At 69.0% G+C, this 18,164-nt stretch carries 14 protein-coding genes; 7 read left to right on the forward strand and 7 right to left on the reverse strand.

The window, feature by feature from the left end:
• Positions 1-65 precede the first annotated feature (65 nt).
• Complete coding sequence (locus EV137_RS18755) at positions 66-1,046, forward strand: type IV toxin-antitoxin system AbiEi family antitoxin domain-containing protein (RefSeq protein ID WP_134130162.1); 981 nt, start codon at positions 66-68, stop codon at positions 1,044-1,046.
• Here the strand turns inward: EV137_RS18755 and guaD are convergent, their stop codons facing one another.
• The 6 genes from guaD to EV137_RS18785 all read right to left on the reverse strand — a co-directional run bounded on the left by guaD (position 1,047) and on the right by EV137_RS18785 (position 10,565).
• Positions 1,047-2,324, reverse strand: a complete 1,278-nt coding sequence (gene guaD, locus EV137_RS18760) for a guanine deaminase (RefSeq protein ID WP_134130163.1) — start codon at positions 2,322-2,324, stop codon at positions 1,047-1,049.
• Positions 2,321-3,187, reverse strand: coding sequence for a xanthine dehydrogenase accessory protein XdhC (xdhC, locus tag EV137_RS18765; RefSeq protein WP_134130164.1), 867 nt, complete (start codon positions 3,185-3,187; stop codon positions 2,321-2,323). Before xdhC ends, guaD begins: the two co-directional genes overlap by 4 nt.
• The gene (gene xdhB / locus EV137_RS18770; protein ID WP_134130165.1) at positions 3,175-5,514 is read right to left on the reverse strand and encodes a xanthine dehydrogenase molybdopterin binding subunit; all 2,340 of its coding nucleotides are present in this window, start codon (positions 5,512-5,514) and stop codon (positions 3,175-3,177) included. The genes xdhC and xdhB overlap by 13 nt, the downstream gene beginning before the upstream one ends.
• A complete protein-coding gene (locus EV137_RS18775) occupies positions 5,511-6,947 on the reverse strand; it encodes a xanthine dehydrogenase small subunit (RefSeq protein WP_134130166.1) in 1,437 nt (478 codons plus the stop codon). Before EV137_RS18775 ends, xdhB begins: the two co-directional genes overlap by 4 nt.
• Positions 6,944-8,869 (reverse strand): 2-oxo-4-hydroxy-4-carboxy-5-ureidoimidazoline decarboxylase, encoded by a 1,926-nt coding sequence (gene uraD, locus EV137_RS18780; protein ID WP_134002104.1) that lies wholly within the window; start codon positions 8,867-8,869, stop codon positions 6,944-6,946. Before uraD ends, EV137_RS18775 begins: the two co-directional genes overlap by 4 nt.
• 151 nt (positions 8,870-9,020) lie before the next feature.
• A complete protein-coding gene (locus EV137_RS18785; protein WP_134130167.1) occupies positions 9,021-10,565 on the reverse strand; it encodes a PucR family transcriptional regulator in 1,545 nt (514 codons plus the stop codon).
• A 174-nt stretch (positions 10,566-10,739) separates the two neighbouring features.
• Between EV137_RS18785 and EV137_RS18790 the strand changes: the two genes are divergently transcribed.
• From EV137_RS18790 to EV137_RS18815, 6 genes are all read left to right on the forward strand, one after another.
• Positions 10,740-11,552, forward strand: a complete 813-nt coding sequence (locus tag EV137_RS18790) for a hydroxypyruvate isomerase family protein (protein WP_134130168.1) — start codon at positions 10,740-10,742, stop codon at positions 11,550-11,552.
• Positions 11,553-11,620: 68 nt separating this feature from the next.
• Positions 11,621-12,505, forward strand: a complete 885-nt coding sequence (locus tag EV137_RS18795; RefSeq protein WP_134130169.1) for a 2-hydroxy-3-oxopropionate reductase — start codon at positions 11,621-11,623, stop codon at positions 12,503-12,505.
• Positions 12,505-14,274, forward strand: coding sequence for a glyoxylate carboligase (gene gcl, locus EV137_RS18800; protein WP_134130170.1), 1,770 nt, complete (start codon positions 12,505-12,507; stop codon positions 14,272-14,274). The genes EV137_RS18795 and gcl overlap by 1 nt, the downstream gene beginning before the upstream one ends.
• Before the next feature lie 3 nt (positions 14,275-14,277).
• Positions 14,278-15,453, forward strand: a complete 1,176-nt coding sequence (locus tag EV137_RS18805) for a glycerate kinase (protein WP_134130171.1) — start codon at positions 14,278-14,280, stop codon at positions 15,451-15,453.
• Positions 15,450-16,790, forward strand: coding sequence for an allantoinase AllB (gene allB, locus EV137_RS18810; RefSeq protein ID WP_134130172.1), 1,341 nt, complete (start codon positions 15,450-15,452; stop codon positions 16,788-16,790). Before EV137_RS18805 ends, allB begins: the two co-directional genes overlap by 4 nt.
• Positions 16,787-17,602, forward strand: coding sequence for a bifunctional allantoicase/(S)-ureidoglycine aminohydrolase (locus tag EV137_RS18815; RefSeq protein WP_134130173.1), 816 nt, complete (start codon positions 16,787-16,789; stop codon positions 17,600-17,602). Before allB ends, EV137_RS18815 begins: the two co-directional genes overlap by 4 nt.
• Here EV137_RS18815 and EV137_RS18820 read toward each other — a convergent pair.
• Positions 17,592-18,131, reverse strand: coding sequence for a GNAT family N-acetyltransferase (locus EV137_RS18820; protein ID WP_134130174.1), 540 nt, complete (start codon positions 18,129-18,131; stop codon positions 17,592-17,594). The two genes, EV137_RS18815 and EV137_RS18820, sit on opposite strands and share 11 nt — an antisense overlap.
• Positions 18,132-18,164: the final 33 nt, after the last annotated feature.

Here is an 18,164-nt window from a genome sequence, read left to right on the forward strand (position 1 = left end):
GGGGGTTATCCACAGTTGCACGATCGCCGGTCCGCGGGTCGTGTCAGACGTGCACCTTCTTGGGCATGAACAGGAGATTGGAAGTGATCGCCGCCGGGCGGGGCGGGTGGTTCACGCGCCCGGACGCGCTCGCCGCCGGTTACAGCGATAGCGAGCTCCGGCAACGCGTGCGCAGCGGGCAGTGGCTCCGGTTGAGCTTCAACTCGTACGTCGACCCCCGGGCCTGGCCGTCCGACGAACCTCCGTGGGAGCACGCGACGAGGCTTCACCTACTGAACGTGCGGATGGCGAGTGAGCGCCTCCGCGGCGTTGTCGTGAGTCATCAGTCCGCTGCCATGCTCCACGGGTTGCCCGTGTGGGGGACCGATCTGTCGAGGGCACACTTCACGCGCGTGGCGTCCGGTGGGGTTCGCACCGGGCGAGGGGTTCGGGTGCATCGCGGTACGACGTCCACCGACGAGATCGTCGAGTTGGGCGGCCTGAAGGTCACGAGCGTCGAGCGAGCGATCGTGGAGACTGCCTGTACGACGTCGTACGAGGTCGGCGTCGTACTGGCCGACGCGGCCCTCCGCGAGCCGCTGACGACGCGTGACCAGTTGGTTGATGCGGTACGGCGGCATCGGCACTGGCGTGGGGTGCCGGCTGCGCAGGCGGCCGCGCTGTTTGCGGACGGGCGGAGTGAGTCGGTCGGCGAGTCGCGGCTCCGCGTGCTGATGGCGAATCACGGTCTACCCGAACCAGAGTTGCAGGTGGAGATCTGGGACGCGGACGGCCGGCTGATCGGGCGGGTCGACTTCCTGCTCGCGGGCGTGCTGGTGGTCGAGTTCGACGGCGCGATGAAGTACGGCGACAACGCAGACGCCGTACTGGCGGAGAAGTACCGCGAGGACCGCCTCCGCGAGCGCGGGTACGGCGTGGTCCGCGTCAACTGGGCCGACCTGGACCACGCACACAAAACCGCCGCGCGCCTCAGGCAGGCGTTGTCGGCATATGCCGCGGGGACTGGGAATAGGCAATTGCTGGTTCCCAGTCCCCGTGGGGGGTGATCAGTGGAGGAGGTCGCCGTTGATCCAGACGGCTTGGACGTCGGCGGGGGTGCCTAGGGTGAAGATTCGGGCCAGGGCTTCCTCGGTGTCTTCGGCGTTGGTAATGGCTACCGCGAGGGGGGAGCCTTCGGCGGGGCGGAGGAGTTGGGCGTCGAAGTGGTGGCCTACGGAGAGGTGGCCGACCTGGGGCAGGTCCAGGGCCTCGGCGCCGGCGGTGGTGGCGAGGTAGAGCAGGTGGGCTGCGGAGAGCGGGCGGCCCTGGTCGCCTTGGAGTTGCTGGCAGAAGTACGCCTGGAGCCCTTCCTTCAGGAGCGAGAAGCCGGTGCCCGCGCCGACATCCGATCCAAGCGCCACACGTACGCCGTACTGCAGGTGCCGCGTCAGCGGGAACAGCCCGCTCCCGAGCGCCGCGTTGCTCGTCGGGCAGTGGGCAACGGTGGCGCCGCTAACAGCCAGCATCTTGAGCTCGACGTCCGTCGGGTGCACGTTGTGGGCGAGCACGGTACGCCGGTCCACCAGGCCGTGCCGGTCGTACGTCGTCACGTAGTCGCAGCCCCCGAACAGGTCGGCGACGCTCGCGATCTCGGCCTCGTTCTCGTTCACGTGCGACGTGAACAGCGCGCCGGGGATCGCTTCCATCAGGTCATGGCAGGTCGCGAGCAGCTCGTCCGTGCAGGAGAGCGAGAAGCGTGGTGTCACGGCGTACCGGTTGCGGCCGACGCCGTGCCAGCGGTTCGCGAGGGCGAGCGACTCGGCGTACGCGCGGACCGGGGTGGTGAGCAGCTCCGGTCGCAGCAGCCGATCGCTCAGCACCAGACCGCTCGTCACTCGCAGTCCGACCTTGGACGCGGCGTCGAACAGCGTGTCGACCGCGTCCGCGTAGTGCGCGCCGAAGACGAGCGCCGACGTCGTACCAGCGGCCGCCAGCCCGCGGACGAACTCGTTGGCGACGCCTGACGCGTAGTCGACATCGGCCATCCGCGCCTCCTCGGGGAGCGCGTACCGGTCGAGCCATTCGAGCAGCGGCAGTCCGAGGCCGCCCACGGCGCGGATCTGCGGGAAGTGCACGTGGGTGTCGACGAACCCGGGCAGTACGACGCCGTCGCGCAGATCCACGACCTGCTCGGCGGGATGCGCCTGGCGGATCTCCACGAACGGGCCGCGGGCAACGATCATCCCGTCCTCGACCAGCAGCCCCGCGTCGCTGTCGACCCGCAGGCCGCCGCCGTCGAACGGGTTCTCCGGCGTGTCGATGAACGTGCCACGATAAAGAGTCATGCCTTTGCCTCACGCTGAGCCGGCGTGGGGCGACGCTCGGCAGAATGGGCCGACGCGGGATGCCGCTCGGCGACGAACTGCTGCAGGAGCCAGGCCGCGACGCTCACCGCGATCACGGCCGGCTCCTTGCCGGGGAGATCGGACAGACCGATCGGCGTGGTGATGCGAGCGATCGCCTCGGCGGAGTTGCCGTCCTCAGCGAGCTTGCGCTGGAACCGCGTCCACTTCGCACTGGAGCCGATCAACCCGATGGTCGCCAGCTCCTCGTTGCGAATCGCGGCGTCACAGAGCGCCGCATCTTCCGCGTGGTCGTGCGTCATGATCAGAACATGCGTACCGGGCGGCAGCTCGCCGACAACCAGCTCCGGCAACACCGGCACGTTGTGCACATGGACGTGCGCGACCGCGTCATCCAGCACTGCTAGCCGATCATCCGTGAGCTGGTCGGCCCGCGAGTCGATCAGATGCAGCTCGAGATCGTGCCGCGCGAGTACCCGTGCCAGCTCCAGCCCCACATGCCCGACCCCGAAGATCGCCACCGAAGGCACGACAGGCAACGGCTCCAGCAACAACTTCACCTCACCACCACAACACTGAACGCCATGCTGGTACGGCGCTTTGTCGGACAACGCCGCCGTCAATACCTCAGGCGCGGTCACGTCCTCGGCGATCATCGCCCGCGAACGCTCGACGGCCAGCGCCTCCAGGTTCCCGCCGCCGACGGTTCCCCAGACGTTGTCAGCGGCAACAACCATCTTCGCCCCGGCCTCCCGAGGCGCATGCCCACGAACGGACATCACGGTGACGAGAACCCCAGGACGGCGGGCCGACCGCAACCGCTGCACCGCCTTTACCCACTCCACGAGACACCTCCCCGAGCTCGATCGATCGCCCAGTAGACCGCCTCGGGGGTGGCGGGTGACGGGAGGTTGATGCTGGTGCCTGGCGGGCCGAAGGCGGCGGCTGCGTGTCGCAGTGCTTCCCGGACGGAGAAGGCCAGCATGAGCGGCGGTTCGCCGACGGCCTTGGAGCCATAGACAGCACCGTCCTCGTGGGCCTTCTCCAGCAGCGTGACGTTGAAGACTTCAGGCATCTCGGAGAAGCTCGGCAACTTGTACGTGCTCGCCGCCTGCGTGGACAAACGACCGCGACGGTCGCCCGAGCTCTCGTCCCAACGAAGGTCCTCGAGCGTCAACCACCCGGCGCCCTGCACGAAGCCACCTTCGATCTGACCGATGTCGATCAACGGGCTGAGGCTGTCCCCGACGTCGTGCACGATGTCGACGCGGCGCAGGGTGTACGACCCGGTGAACCCGTCGACCTCGACCTCGGACGCCGCAACGCCGTACGCGAAGTACTTGAAAGGCTCGCCCCGCATCGCGTTGGCGTCCCAGTGCAGGCCCTCGGTCCGGTAGAACCCGGCCGCCCAGAGCTGCACCCGCTGGTGATAGGCGAGATTCACCAGTTCGTTCCAGTCCACCCCGTCCCCGGACAGCCCGCGTACGACGCCGTGCACGAAGCGCACGTCCGAAGGGCTGATCCCGAGACGCCCGCCGGCGACCTGCGCCAGCCGTTCCCGGATCTGCTCGCACGCGTTCTTGATCGCCGCGCCGTTGAGATCAGCACCAGAGGACGCCGCGGTCGCCGAGGTGTTCGGCACCTTGTCGGTCCGCGTCGGCGCCAGCCGTACCCGCTCCAACGGCAGCCCGAGTGTGGTCGCCGCCACCTGCAACATCTTCGTGTGCAGGCCCTGCCCCATCTCGGTGCCGCCGTGGTTGATCAGCACCGAGCCGTCTTTGTAGACGTGCACGAGTGCCCCGGCCTGGTTGAACGCGGTCAGGTTGAACGAGATCCCGAACTTCACCGGTGTCATCGCCAGCCCGCGCTTCACATGCTCATGCGCGGCGTTGAACGCAGCGATCTCAGCCTGCCGCGAGGCAACGTCCCCAGCAGCAAGCACCTGAGTCCAGCACGACTCCAGCCGATCCGCGTGCCGCACCGGTTGTCCGTACGGCGTGGAGTCGCCCACGTGGTAGAAGTTCCGCCGACGCAGCTCCAACGCGTCGTACCCGAGCAGCGGGGCGCACCGTCCGAGGATGTCCTCGATCATGAGCATCCCCTGCGGCCCGCCGAACCCGCGGAACGCCGTCTGCGACGTCTTGTTCGTCTGCGCGATCCGCCCGTCCACGCGCACATGCGGAATCTCGTACGCGTTGTCGATATGGCACATCGCCCGCGCCAGCACCGGCTCCGACAGGTCGAGGCTCCACCCGCCGTCGGCCGTCAACGTCGCGTCCAAAGCAACAAGTTTGCCATCGGCCCCGAACCCGACGGTCCACGAGCTGTGGAACCCGTGCCGCTTCCCCGACATCGTCATGTCCTGTGTGCGGTTCAACCGCAACCGCACCGGCCGCCCGGTCAGCGTCGCACCCAGCGCGGCGATCGCGGCGAACCCGTGCGGCTGCATCTCCTTGCCGCCGAACCCACCGCCCATCCGCAGGCACTGCACCGTCACCGAGTGACTGGCCAGCCCCAGCACATGCGCAACGATCTCCTGCGTCTCCGACGGGTGCTGCGTGCTCGACTGCACGAAGATCTGCCCGTACTCGTCCACCAGCGCCAACGCCGCATGCGTCTCGAGATAGAAGTGCTCCTGCCCAGCGAACTCGAACTCGCCACGGAACACGTGTTCCGCGTTCGCCAGGGCAGCCTCGACATCGCCACGCTCCAGGTGCCGCCCGATGCCCTGGAAGCTCCCCGCCTCGATCGCCTCGCGCACGCTCACCAACGACGGCAGCGGCTCGTACTCGACCTCGACCGCCATCGACCCGAGCCGCGCGGCCTCCAGCGTCTCCCCGAGCACCCAGCACACCGCATGCCCGTTGAACATCACCTCACCCGGGAACAACGGCTCGTCGTGCTTCACGCCGGCGTCGTTCACGCCTGGTACGTCGTCCGCCGTCAACACGCGCACCACACCGGGCACGTCGTACGCCGGCTTCACCCGAAGAGCGGTCACGCGCGCGTGCGCGTGGGGCGATTGCACCGGCCAAGCGTGCAGTACGTCGCGGGTGCGCATCACCAGATCGTCTGTGTACAAGGCGGCCCCGGTCACGTGCAGCGCGGCGCTCTCATGCGGCATCGGTACGCCGACAACCGCAGCAGCAGGCCGTTCAGACAACGAGCTCATGCGCCGACCTCCTGAAAATAGAAGCGCAGTAACGACTGCCCGAGCATCGCCGAGCGGTACGACGAACTGGCGCGGTGATCGTCCATCGGCGTACCCTCCGCGGCCATCACGCCCGCCGCGATCCGCACCGTCTCCTCGTTCCACGGGCGACCGACCAACGCGGCCTCGGTCTCGTACGCGCGCAACGGAGTCGCCGCGACACCACCGAGCCCGATGCGAGCCTCGCGCACCACGCCGTCCGTCACGCTGACGGCGTACCCGATCGCGACGCTCGAGATGTCGTCGAAGCGCCGCTTGGCGATCTTGTGGAACGCGGTCATCGGTGCCAACGGCAACGGGATCACGATCGTCCGGATCAGTTCGTCGGGCTCTTTGAGAGTCTCTCGGTAACCTGTGAAGTACTCCGCCAGCGGGACGACGCGCTCGCCCCGGCGGGACGCGAGGACGAGCGAGGCGTCGAGCGCGAGCAGCGCCGGCGGCGTGTCGCCGATCGGCGAGCCGGTGCCGAGGTTCCCGCCGATCGTCGCCCCGTTGCGGATCAGCCGCGAGGCGAACTGGGGCATCAGCTGAGCGAGCAACGGGACCCGCCCCGCGAGCCGCCGCTCGATCTCTGTCAGCGTCAAAGCCGCACCCAACCGGACCTCGTCACCGCCGAAGCTGAACTCGCGCAGCTCCTCCAGGCGGTCGATCGCGATCGTCAGCGACGGGCGGGAGCCGAAGATGTTCACCTGCACACCGAGGTCGGTCGACCCGGCCACGAGCTGCGCGTCCGGTCGCTCCGCGATCAACTCCAGCACTCCGTCAAGCGAAGCGGGCCGAACGAACTCACCCTCGGTGGACACGATCCCCGTCGCGACAGGAGCGGGCGGGGCCGCGTCCCGGCGGGCGGCGAACGTGTCGTTCTCGGCGGGGGCATCGAGCGCGTACGCCGCGTCGCGGATCGGCCGGTAGCCCGTGCAGCGGCACAGATTCCCGCTCAACGAGTGCAGGTCGAACCCGTTCGGCCCGTGTTCGTGATCGCCCTCGCCACAAGCACGTCCCGGCCGGTAGTACTCCGCCGCCATACTGCAGATGAAGCCTGGCGTGCAGTACCCGCACTGCGAGCCACCGCGCACCGCCATCTCCTGCTGGACCGGGTGCAGCTCAGCCGGAGAACCCAGGCCCTCCGACGTGACCACCTCCTGACCGTCCAGCGACGCGACCGGCAGCAGGCACGCGTTGACCGCGGTCCACTCGGTCTGCGAGTCGGTGCCCGGCCGGGCGACCATCACCGAGCAGGCACCACACTCGCCTTCCGCACACCCCTCCTTGGCGCCGGTCAGGCCGCGGTCCCGCAGCCAGTCCAGCACGGTGGTGTGCACGGAGATGTCGCCGAGAGGGGTGACCTCACCGTTGACGGTCAAGGCAGGGGCGCGGAGGGCTTGTGTAGTCATCGATTCGTGCTCCATCGGGTGCGTGCACTGTGGATCGGGTTGGCCTCGGAGACGAAGTCGTCGAACCGGTACCCAGCGATCTTCGCGATCTCGAGCAGCGCGGCGGCGTGCTCCTGGTTCTCGCAGTTCCCGAGCCGCTCGCGACCTTGCTCGACGATCCGCTCGTACGACTCGGCGTCGCGCACCGAGATCACCAGCGGGAAGCCGAAACGCTCCTCGTACGCCGAGGTGATCGCGGTCAGCTCGTCCCGCTCCGGGTCGCCGAGGAACGTGAGGCCCTTGTCCGACTGGTCGCGCAGCGAGGCCTCGCCGCTGAGACCGTCGGCGACGAACTGCGATCCGAGCCGCGGGTACGCCTGGATCAGTTCGAGCTGCTCCTCGCGGGAACCGGAGAACAACGCCTCCTGGAACGAGCGCCGGAGTGCGTGAGTGTCGGCGTACGGCCGCATCTCCCAGGCCCGCTCGACGGCCCAGCGGGGGCCCTGGAACAGGGAGCCGAAGGTCTCGACGAACTCCTCGCGGGTCATCTCGTTCACCTGGTCCAGCCGCACCGTGTCGCCGGGCTGACCTGCAACCGCCGGGCCGAAGCTCTTGCCGACGTGGTGGAACAGGATGTTCAGGACGATCGCGGTCAGGCTGCCGAGCGTGATGCCGCTGCCGAAGATGATCTCGGCCCAGTCCGGAACGGCCTGCGCGACCTGCGGCTGCGCGGTCACGTACATCGCCAGTCCGACGCTGGTTGCCACGATGACGACGTTGCGGTGGTCGTGGAAGTCGACCTTCGCGAGCGTCTGGAACCCCACCACGGCCACGGTCGCGAACATCGCCAGCGCCGCGCCGCCGAGCACCGGGTGCGGTACGCCGGCCACGATCGCGCCGGCCTTCGGCACCAGCCCGATCAGGATCATGATCGCGCCCGCGGTCGCCACCACCCACCGGCTGCGGATCCGGGTCAGCCGGACCAGACCGACGTTCTCGGCGAAGCAGGTGTACGGGAACGAGTTGAAGACGCCGCCGATCGTGGTCGCCAGGCCGTCGGCCCGCAGCGCCCGGGCGATGTCTTCGCGGCCGATCCGCTTCTCGACGATCTCACCGGTCGCGAACACGTCACCGGTGGTCTCCACCGCGGTGATCAGCATGACCACGACCATCGAGATGATCGCCGCGATCGAGAACTTCGGCCAGCCGAAGTAGAACGGTGTCGTCACACCCGCCCAGGCCGCGTCGCCGACCGCGCCGAAGTGCGCGTCGCCGAACGCCCAGGCCACCAGGGTCCCGACGACCAGGCCGATCAGTACGGCGATGGTGGCCATGAAACCTTTGAACACCCGCTGGATCAGGACGATCAGCGCGAGCGTGCCGAGTGCGTACGCCATGTTCTTACCGCTGGTCGGCGCCGCGGTCGGGCCGGCGCCGCCGACCGCGTCCCCGGCCGCGACCGGCAGCAGTGCCAGACCGATGATCGTGATCACCGAGCCGGTCACCACCGGCGGGAAGAACCGGATCAGCTTGCTGAAGTACGGCGCGATGAAGAACGTGGCCAGCCCGGCGACCAGCACGGCGCCGTAGATCACCAGCAAACCGTCGGTCCCGCCGCCGGCCGCGAGGCCGATCGCGATCATCGGCGACACCGCGGTGAACGTCACGCCCTGCAGCAGCGGCAGCCGTACGCCGACCTTCCAGAAGCCGACCGACTGGATGATCGACGCGATGCCGCAGGTGAAGAGGTCGGCGTTGATCAGGTGGATGAGCTGCTCGGTGGTGAGTCCGATCGCACTGGCGAGCAGGATCGGTACGATCACCGCCCCGGCGTAGAACGCCAGTACGTGCTGAGCGCCGTACACCGCCAGCTTCCCAGGTGGCAGCACCTGGTCGACGGGATGGCGGTTGGTATGGCGGCTCGGTCGCAGGACTGCCTTCATCGGGACACGCTCCTCGGCTGCGTGGGGCGGTGCTGGCTGTGGGGGAGTTTTGACCTGCACCCGAGCATCGACTCACCGAGCGGTGGATTGCACCCCGTGAACCTCCGAAGATGAACGGCCGGAGAACGCTTCGTTTTGTGTGATCACACAACTACAGCGATTTGCAGGCGAGAAACACGTCCACCCGGTCCTCGAGGGTCGACAGATCGCGTCCGGTCAGTTGCTCAACGCGTTCGATCCGGTAGCGAACGGTGTTCACGTGCAGATGCAGGTACTCCGCCGTACGGGTCCAGGAGCACGAGCAGGCGAGGAACGCCTGCAGCGTCATGAGCAGGTCGGCATGGGTACGGCGGTCGTGGTCGAGGACCGCGCCGAGGACGCGGTTGCTGTACGTACGCCGTACGTCGTCGGGCAGCGTGCCGAGGAGGAGGACGTGCGAGGCGACCTCGTCCGAGGTCACCACCGAGACCGGCGCCCGCGCCGCCCGGGCAGCCCGCTGCGCGAACCGGGCCTCCTCGAGCGCACCGGCGAGCGCGTCGATCGACGTCTCACCGCTGATCCCGACCGTGAGACGGGCCCGGTTGAGACCTGGAGCGAGGCGTCCGAAGGCCCGTCGAAGCTGCTCGGGAAGCTCGGGCGTGAAGGGCAGGAACGCGACGAGCAGATCGTCCCGGCCGGGGGCGACCACGGCAGGCCCGACCGTGAGAGCGACGTCTTCGAGCAGGCTCAGTGCGACCTCGCCGGGCCCGTCCTCCCGCAGCTCGGTGACCGCGACGACCATCGGCCGCTCGGAGTGCGCGCCCGCCTGCCGGAGCCGCGCGGCGACCTCGGCCTGTGGCGCGCCGGACTCGACCAGCGCCAGGGCGTCGGCGACCAACGGGCGCAGTGCGCGGCGGCCCTCGTCGCGGCGGGCGCGGTCCAGCGCCGCGATCGCGCTCAGTTCGTGCACCGCCTCGACATGATCGCGGGACCAGGTCGTGTGGTCGCCGTCGATGACCAGCACCCACGCGGTCAGCCGGTTGCCGAACCCCGATCCGACCGGGAACAGGCTGTACGGCGAGCTTCCGGCCTCCTTCGGCGCCACCGCCACGGCCGGCATCCGGTCGGCGGTCAGGAAGCGCCGCGTCACCGCGTCGACCGTCTCGGCGTCGAGCTCGCTGGGACCCGGTACGACGTGGCGCCCGGTCGGCGTCAGCACGCGGCAGTCGTGCCCGATCTCGGCGGAGATCCGTGCCGCGAGTTCGTCGAGACTGCGCCCGGCCGCGATCGACGACAGCAGTTGCCGCTGCCGCACCAGGCTCGCCGACAACCGCGCGCCCGTCTCGGCCGATCCCGCCGCCGCGACGTACTCCGTCACATCCGCGAACGCGACCTCGATCGGCACCTCGACCAACGTCACGTCATGCCGCCGGCACGCTTCCAGGAGATCCGCCGGCACGTCGCCGAGCTGCGCCTTCCCCGCGAGGATCGTGGTCGCGCCGCGGCCGGCCATCGACGCCACGAACACCTCGCTGTCGGCCGCCTGCCGCCGCCAGACCAGCCCGGTCAGCACCACTTCGCCGCCGCTCAGGTACCGCCCCGGCTCCAGCAGGTCGGTGGTCACGAGCCGCCCGATCGGGCGGTCGAGCGTCCCGCCCGCGGAATGCATCAACCGCAATCCGAGCTCCGGTGCGTCCAGCAGTTCAGCCAGCAACACGACGTACCTCCGGCCCGGATCCCCTTTAGAGGAACGTACAACGCGCGCGTACGCGTAGGAAGCATCCAATCTACGGCGACTGCTTCTCCAGCGCCTTGACGCTCATCCAAAGCGAGCTTATGGTAATTTCACAGAGCAGAAGTTAAGTTCCACAATGCGGAAATGGGAGTCGGGATGAGTCACCAGCTGAAGTACACGGTGAACTGTTCTTTGCTCTTCACCGAGTTGCCTCTGCTCGAGCGGCCGGCGGCTGCTCGGCGGGCGGGGTTCAGCGCGGTGGAGTTCTGGTGGCCGTTCGTCGAGGCCGTCCCACCGGAGCGGCAGGTCGACGCGTTCGTCAACGCGGTCACCGACGCCGGCGTCCAGCTCACCGGCCTGAACTTCTTCGCCGGTGACATGCCGGGCGGCGACCGCGGGCTGGTGTCCTGGCCGAAGCGGTCGAGCGAGTTCCGCGACAACATCGACGTCACCGTCGGCATCGGCGAGCGGCTCGGCACCCAGGGCTTCAACGCCCTGTACGGGAACCGCGTGGACGGCAGCAGCGAGCAGGAGCAGGACGACGTCGCCGTCGAGAACCTCGCCCTCGCCGCCAAGGCCGCCGCGCGGATCGGCGCCACCGTCCTCGTCGAGCCGGTCAGCGGTGCGGAGCGCTACCCGTTGAAGGTCGCGGCCGATGCGCTGAGCATGATCGATCGCGTCCAGGCGGCGTACGACGTACCGAACATCGGGCTGCTCGCGGATCTGTACCACCTCGCGGTCAACGGCGACCACGTCGACCGGATGATCGCCGAGCACACCGACCGGGTCGCTCATGTGCAGATCGCCGACAACCCCGGCCGTAACGAGCCCGGCACCGGCACGCTCCCGCTCGACCACCAGCTCACTGCCCTCGAGGCGAACGGTTACGCCGGCTGGGTCGGGCTCGAGTACAAGCCGTCCACCACCTCAGAAGGAAGCTTCGGCTGGCTGCCGTACGAGCGCCGCTGAACCGGTCCCTCGCCTCCCCTTCCTTCGTTCCTTCCTTCCTCGCCCACGCACTTCCAGGAGAACCAACTATGACGAACATCGCCTTCATCGGCCTCGGCATCATGGGCAACCCGATGGCCGTCCACCTCGCCAACGCCGGCCACACCGTCGCCGGCCTCGACCGTACGCCGGAGCGCGCCGAGGCACTGATCGCCGCCGGCGGGCGGGCCGCGACCTCGATCGGTGACGCGGTCAAGGGCGCCGACGTGATCTGCGTGATGGTGCCGGACTCGCCCGACGTCCAGGACGTCCTCGAAGGCGAGAACGGCGTCTTCCAGAACGCCGAGACCGGCGCGCTGATCATCGACTTCTCCAGCATCCGCCCGGACGTCACGCAGCAGCTCGCCGAGCAGGCCCGCGCCATCGGGTTCCGGCTGCTCGACGCGCCGGTCTCCGGTGGCGAGGCCGGGGCCAAGAACGCGGCGCTGTCGATCATGGTCGGCGGCTCGGCGGACGACTTCGCCGAGGCCAAGCCGCTCTTCGACGTGGTCGGCAAGACCGTCGTCCACGTCGGCCCGAACGGCTCCGGTCAGACCGTCAAGGCCGCGAACCAGCTGATCGTCGCCGCGAACATCCAGGCCGTCTCCGAGGCGGTCGTCTTCCTGGAGGCGTACGGCGTCGACACCAAGGCAGCCCTCGAAGTACTGGGCGGTGGCCTGGCCGGTTCCACCGTGCTGAACCAGAAGAAGGAGAACATGCTGTCGCGCTCCTTCGAGCCCGGGTTCCGGATCGACCTGCACCACAAGGACATGGGCATCGTCACGGCGGCCGCCCGCGAGGCGGGCGTCGTCGTACCGCTGGGTGCCCTGGTGGCGCAGCTGGTCGCGTCGGCCCGTGCGAACGGCGATGGCGGCCTCGACCACTCGGCGCTGCTGCGTGGCGTGGAGCGGCTGTCCGGAAAGGATGTCGTCTGATGGCCCGCATGCGCGCGGTCGATGCCGCCGTACTGATCCTGGAGAAGGAAGGGTCGACGCAGGCGTTCGGGCTGCCCGGCGCCGCGATCAACCCGTTCTACAGCGCGATCCGCGCCCACGGCGGGATCAAGCACGTGCTCGCCCGTCACGTCGAGGCCGCGTCGCACATGGCCGAGGGGTACACCCGGGCCAAGGCCGGCAACATCGGCGTCTGCATCGGTACGTCGGGACCCGCGGGCACCGACATGATCACCGGGCTGTACTCCGCCTCCGCGGACTCCATCCCGATCCTGTGCATCACCGGCCAGGCGCCGGTCGCGAAGCTGCACAAGGAGGACTTCCAGGCCGTCGACATCTCCTCGATCGCCAAGCCGGTCGCGAAATGGGCGGTCACGGTGATGGAGGCCGCGCAGGTCCCGGGCACCTTCCAGAAGGCGTTCCAGGTGATGCGCGAAGGACGTCCGGGTCCGGTGCTGATCGACCTGCCGATCGACGTACAGCTGACTGAGATCGACTTCGACATCGACACGTACGAGCCGCTTCCGGTCTCGCGTCCCGCGGCCACCCGGGCGCAGGCGGAGAAGGTGCTGTCGATGCTGGCGGACGCCGAGCATCCGCTGATCGTGGCGGGCGGCGGGATCATCAACGCCGACGCGGCAGAACTGCTGGTCTCATTTGCAGAGATCACCGGGATTCCCGTCGTACCGACCCTGATGGGCTGGGGCGCGATCGCGGACGATCACCCGCTGAGCGCGGGCATGGTCGGTCTGCAGACCTCGCACCGGTACGGGAACGCGACGATGCTGGCCTCCGACCTGGTCCTGGGGATCGGCAACCGATGGGCGAACCGGCACACCGGCGGCCTGGATGTCTATCGCGGCTCTCGCAAGTTCATTCACGTTGACATCGAGCCGACGCAGATCGGGCGGGTGTTCGCACCGGACTACGGGGTCGTGTCGGATGCCCGGGCCGCTCTGGAGATTCTCGTCGAGGTGGCCCGGGAGCGGGCCGGTTCGTTGCCGGACCGTACGGCGTGGGCGGCGGAGTGCCGCGAGCGTAAGACCACGCTGCAGCGGAAGACGCACTTCGACGCGGTGCCGATCAAGCCGCAGCGGGTGTACGAGGAGATGAACCGGGCGTTCGGGCCGGACGTCCGCTACGTCAGCACGATCGGGCTGTCGCAGATCCAGGCGGCGCAGATGCTGCACGTGTACCGTCCGCGGCACTGGATCAACGCCGGCCAGGCCGGACCGCTCGGCTGGACCGTCCCGGCGACGCTGGGGGTCGCGGTCGCGGATCCGGACAGCACAGTGGTGGCGCTGTCGGGCGACTACGACTTCCAGTTCCTGATCGAGGAGCTGGCGGTCGGGGCCCAGTTCAACATCCCGTACATCCACGTGGTGGTGAACAACTCGTACCTCGGCCTGATCCGCCAGGCGCAGCGGAACTTCGACATGGACTACTGCGTGCAACTGTCCTTCGAGAACATCAACAGCCCCGAGGTCAACGGGTACGGCGTCGACCACGTGAAGGTCGTGGAAGGCCTTGGCTGCAAGGCGTTGCGGGTCTCCGAGCCGGAGGGGATCCTGCCGGCGCTGGAGCAGGCGAAGAAGCTGATGGTCGAGCACCAGGTCCCGATCGTCGTCGAGGTCATCCTCGAGCGGGTCACGAACGTGTCGATGGGCGTCGAGATCGACAACGTCATCGAGTTCGAGGATCTGGCGATCTCACCGGAGGACGCACCCACCGCCCTCGCGTCGCTGGACTGACCAGTGCGCGTGGTTGTTGCCTCCGACAAGTTCAAGGGCACGCTGACGAGTGCTGAGGTGGCGGACGCGGTCGGCGCCGGGGTACGACGAGTCCACCCCGACGCGACCGTGGTCTCCGTACCGGTGGCCGATGGCGGCGACGGCACCCTCAGCGCCGCCATCGCCGCCGGTTACACCCACGTCCCGATCGTTGCCTCCGGCCCCACGGGCGAGCCGGTCTCGAGCGGGTATGCCCGGTTGGGCGACACCGCGGTAGTCGAGTTGGCTGACGTCTCGGGGTTGGTCCGCCTCCCCGACGGCATCCCAGCTCCCCTGACGGCCACGTCGTACGGCACCGGTGAACTGATCGCGGCAGCCCTCGACGCCGGCTGCACCCGCATCATCCTCGGAATCGGCGGCAGCGCCTCCACAGACGGCGGCCAGGGCCTCGTCCACGCGCTCACTGGCACCACTCGCCCCGCCACCGGCTCTGCGGCCTCCGCCGCGACTCCGGGCCCGCCGAGCTCGGGTGGAGCTGTCGACGAGCTTGATTTGGCGGGGCTTCGGCGCCGGCTGCGGGGCGTTGCGGTGGTTGTTGCGTGCGATGTGGACAACCCGCTGACCGGGCCTCGGGGTGCGGCTGCTGTTTACGGGCCGCAGAAGGGGGCGAGTCCGCAGCAGGTCGCGGAGCTGGATGCCCGGCTCACCCGGTGGGCTGATCTTGTCGCCGAGCAAACGGGCAGCGATCTGCGTGACGTTCCTGGCGCGGGGGCCGCCGGTGGGGTCGGGTTTGCGGCGCTAGCACTGCTAGGTGCCGAACTCAGGCCCGGGATCGACCTGGTGCTGGAGATGGTCCGCTTCCGCGAACAACTCGCCGGCGCCGACCTCGTGATCACCGGCGAAGGCGCTCTCGACGCGCAGACCCTCAACGGGAAAGCCGTAGCGGGCGTCGCAGGAGCAGCCCGAGCCTCGACCGCCGGCGCTTTCACCCCGGCCCCCGTGGTCGCGGTGTGCGGCGTCAACCGCCTCGAACCTCAGCAGCTGCAGGAGCTCGGAGTGTCAGCGGCGTACGCGCTCACCGACCTGGAATCCGACGTACGGCGGTGTATCGCCGAGCCGCGGCCGTTGCTCGAGCGGATCGCGGAACGGATCGCGGTGGAGCACCTTACGATGACACGAAGGGAGAGAGGCATCGCATGAGTGCTCTGGATCTCGTGATTCGGGCCCGGCGGGTTGTGCGGGCGGACGGGGAGGAGCCGGCTGCGGTCGGCGTGCGGGACGGGCGGATCGTCGCGATCTCGCCGTACGACGCCGAGCTCGACGCCGCGACCGACCTGCGGCTCAGGGACGACGAAGCACTACTGCCCGGCCTCGTCGATTCCCACGTGCACGTCAACGATCCCGGCCGTACCGACTGGGAAGGCTTCACCTCCGCGACCAAGGCCGCGGCAGCAGGCGGCGTCACGACGATCATCGACATGCCGCTGAACAGCATCCCGCCGACCTGCGACGTACCGGCGCTCACGCTGAAACGCAAGACCGCCGAGACCCAGTCGTACGTCGACGTCGGCTTCTGGGGCGGCGCGATCCCAGGCAACGTCCCCGACCTCCGCCCGCTGCACGACGCCGGCGTATTCGGTTACAAGTGCTTCCTGCTGCACTCCGGCGTCGACGAGTTCCCCCCACTCGACGCCGACCAGCTCGAGGCCGCGATGCGCGAGCTCAGCACCTTCGACGGTCTGCTGATCGTGCACGCCGAGGACGCCCACCGCATCGACGAGGCGACGGCCCCGAACGGCGCGAGTTACGAAGCGTTCCTCAACTCCCGCCCGCGCGTGGCCGAGAACGAGGCGGTCGCCCACGTCATCGATCTCGCCCGCGAGACCGGCTGCCGCGTACACATCCTGCACGTGTCAAGCGCCGACATCCTCCCGCTGCTCACGCAGGCCCGCAACGACGGCGTACGGATCAGCGCGGAGACCTGCCCGCACTACCTGAGCTTCGCCGCCGAGGACATTCCCGACGGCGCCACGCAGTACAAGTGCTGCCCGCCGATCCGCGAGGCCGCGAACCGCGAGCTGCTCTGGGAGGGCCTGCGCGACGGGACGATCGACCAGGTCGTGTCCGACCACTCCCCGTCCACGATCGACCTGAAGCACCTCGACACCGGCGACTTCGGCACCGCCTGGGGCGGGATCGCCTCGCTCCAGCTCGGCCTGCCCGCCGTCTGGACCGAGGCCCGCCGCCGCGGCTTCACCCTGTCCGACGTCGTCCGCTGGATGGCTGCCGCTCCGGCAGCGCAGACCGGGCTCGCTACGAAGGGCGGGATCGAGGTCGGGTACGACGCCGACTTCTGCGTCCTCGCCCCCGACGAGACCTTCACCGTCGACGCGCGACAGCTCCAGCACAAGAACGCCATCACGCCGTACGACGGACGCACGCTGACCGGCGTCGTCCGGAGCACCTGGCTCCGCGGCGACCCCGTCGACATCGCGGCCGACCCACGTGGCCGCCTGCTGACCCGAGGAGAACGATGAGCTACTACGCGCCGAAGGGCGGACTGCCCGCGCAGACCGACCTCACCACCGACCGCGCGGTCTTCACCGAGGCGTACGCCGTCCTCCCGCGCGGCACCATGCGCGACATCGTCACCAGCCGGCTGCCGTTCTGGGACGACACCCGGTTGTGGGTGATCGCGCGGCCGCTGTCCGGGTTCGCAGAGACGTTCTCGCAGTACATCGTCGAGGTCGGTCCGGGCGGCGGTAGCGACAAGCCGGAGACGGACCCGGCCGCCGAGGCGGTGCTGTTCGTTGTCTCCGGCAACCTTGTGCTGACGGTCGCGGGGGACAAGCACACGCTGGTCGAGGGCGGCTACGCGTACCTGCCGCCGGGCGGCGACTGGACGGTGCGGAACACCAGCGATGCGGCCGTGACGTTCCACCTGGTGCGGAAGGCGTACGAGCGGATCGAGGGGATCGACGTACCGCCCGCGCTGGTCACCAACGAGGCGGACGTCGAGGGCCGGGAGATGCCCGGCACCGAGGGCCGCTGGAAGACGCAGCGGTTCGTGGACCCGGACGACGTACGGCATGACATGCACGTGAACATCGTGTCGTTCGAGCCGGGCGGGGTGATCCCGTTCCCGGAGACACACGTGATGGAGCACGGCCTGTACGTACTCGAAGGCAAGGCCGTTTACCTGCTGAACAAGGACTGGGTCGAGGTCCAGGAAGGCGACTTCATGTGGCTCCGAGCCTTCTGCCCCCAAGCCTGCTACGCCGGCGGCCCCGGCCCCTTCCGCTACTTGTTGTACAAGGACGTCAACCGCCACCCGAAACTCACGCTCTGACGATCACCGGGCGCTGGGGTTGGGGGAGAGGGTCGGTGATCAGGCGGGCGTGGCGTTCTACGTCGTAGCGGGTGCCGTCGTAGGTGAGGCGTTGGCGTTCGACGCCTTCGGAGAGGAAACCGGCGCCGGCGGCGACCGCGCAGGAGGCCGCGTTGTTGAGGCGGTGGCCGAGCTCGAGGCGGTACAGGCCGGCGTCGTGGTGGGCCCAGCCCGCGAGGGCGCGGAGGGAGTCCCGCGCGACGCCCTGGCCGCGGACGTCGGCGAGCGTCCAGTACCAGGTCCAGCCGACCCGGTGCCGGTCGATGTTCGTCACCCCCACGCACCCGATCGGATGATCGTCCGCGTCTGCCACGGCGTACACGTGCCCGTTGTCCAGGTCCGCGACCCGCCCGATCCAGTCGACGGCGGACGCCCGGTCCACGATCCCGCCCTGGTTCACCATCTCCGGATCGTCATGCGCGACCACCAGCCGCAGCGCATCCCCAGTCCGCCACCGCCGGAGCCCCAGCTCCCCGAGCGCGTATCCCATCCCCCGAAAATACCCCCGCCCGGCCACGCGCAG

The organism is Kribbella pratensis, assembly GCF_004366075.1.
GTDB classification, from domain to species: Bacteria; Actinomycetota; Actinomycetes; order Propionibacteriales; family Kribbellaceae; genus Kribbella; species Kribbella pratensis.

Bases quoted from the DNA above. Each gene is read 5' to 3' on its own strand.
- EV137_RS18755 (WP_134130162.1), top strand. From the start codon at position 66: ATGAACAGGAGATTGGAAGTGATCGCCGCCGGGCGGGGCGGGTGGTTC.
- guaD (WP_134130163.1), bottom strand. From the start codon at position 2,324: ATGACTCTTTATCGTGGCACGTTCATCGACACGCCGGAGAACCCGTTC.
- xdhB (WP_134130165.1), bottom strand. From the start codon at position 5,514: ATGAGCTCGTTGTCTGAACGGCCTGCTGCTGCGGTTGTCGGCGTACCG.
- EV137_RS18775 (WP_134130166.1), bottom strand. From the start codon at position 6,947: ATGACTACACAAGCCCTCCGCGCCCCTGCCTTGACCGTCAACGGTGAG.
- uraD (WP_134002104.1), bottom strand. From the start codon at position 8,869: ATGAAGGCAGTCCTGCGACCGAGCCGCCATACCAACCGCCATCCCGTC.
- EV137_RS18790 (WP_134130168.1), top strand. From the start codon at position 10,740: ATGAGTCACCAGCTGAAGTACACGGTGAACTGTTCTTTGCTCTTCACC.
- EV137_RS18795 (WP_134130169.1), top strand. From the start codon at position 11,621: ATGACGAACATCGCCTTCATCGGCCTCGGCATCATGGGCAACCCGATG.
- gcl (WP_134130170.1), top strand. From the start codon at position 12,505: ATGGCCCGCATGCGCGCGGTCGATGCCGCCGTACTGATCCTGGAGAAG.
- allB (WP_134130172.1), top strand. From the start codon at position 15,450: ATGAGTGCTCTGGATCTCGTGATTCGGGCCCGGCGGGTTGTGCGGGCG.
- EV137_RS18815 (WP_134130173.1), top strand. From the start codon at position 16,787: ATGAGCTACTACGCGCCGAAGGGCGGACTGCCCGCGCAGACCGACCTC.
- EV137_RS18820 (WP_134130174.1), bottom strand. From the start codon at position 18,131: ATGGGATACGCGCTCGGGGAGCTGGGGCTCCGGCGGTGGCGGACTGGG.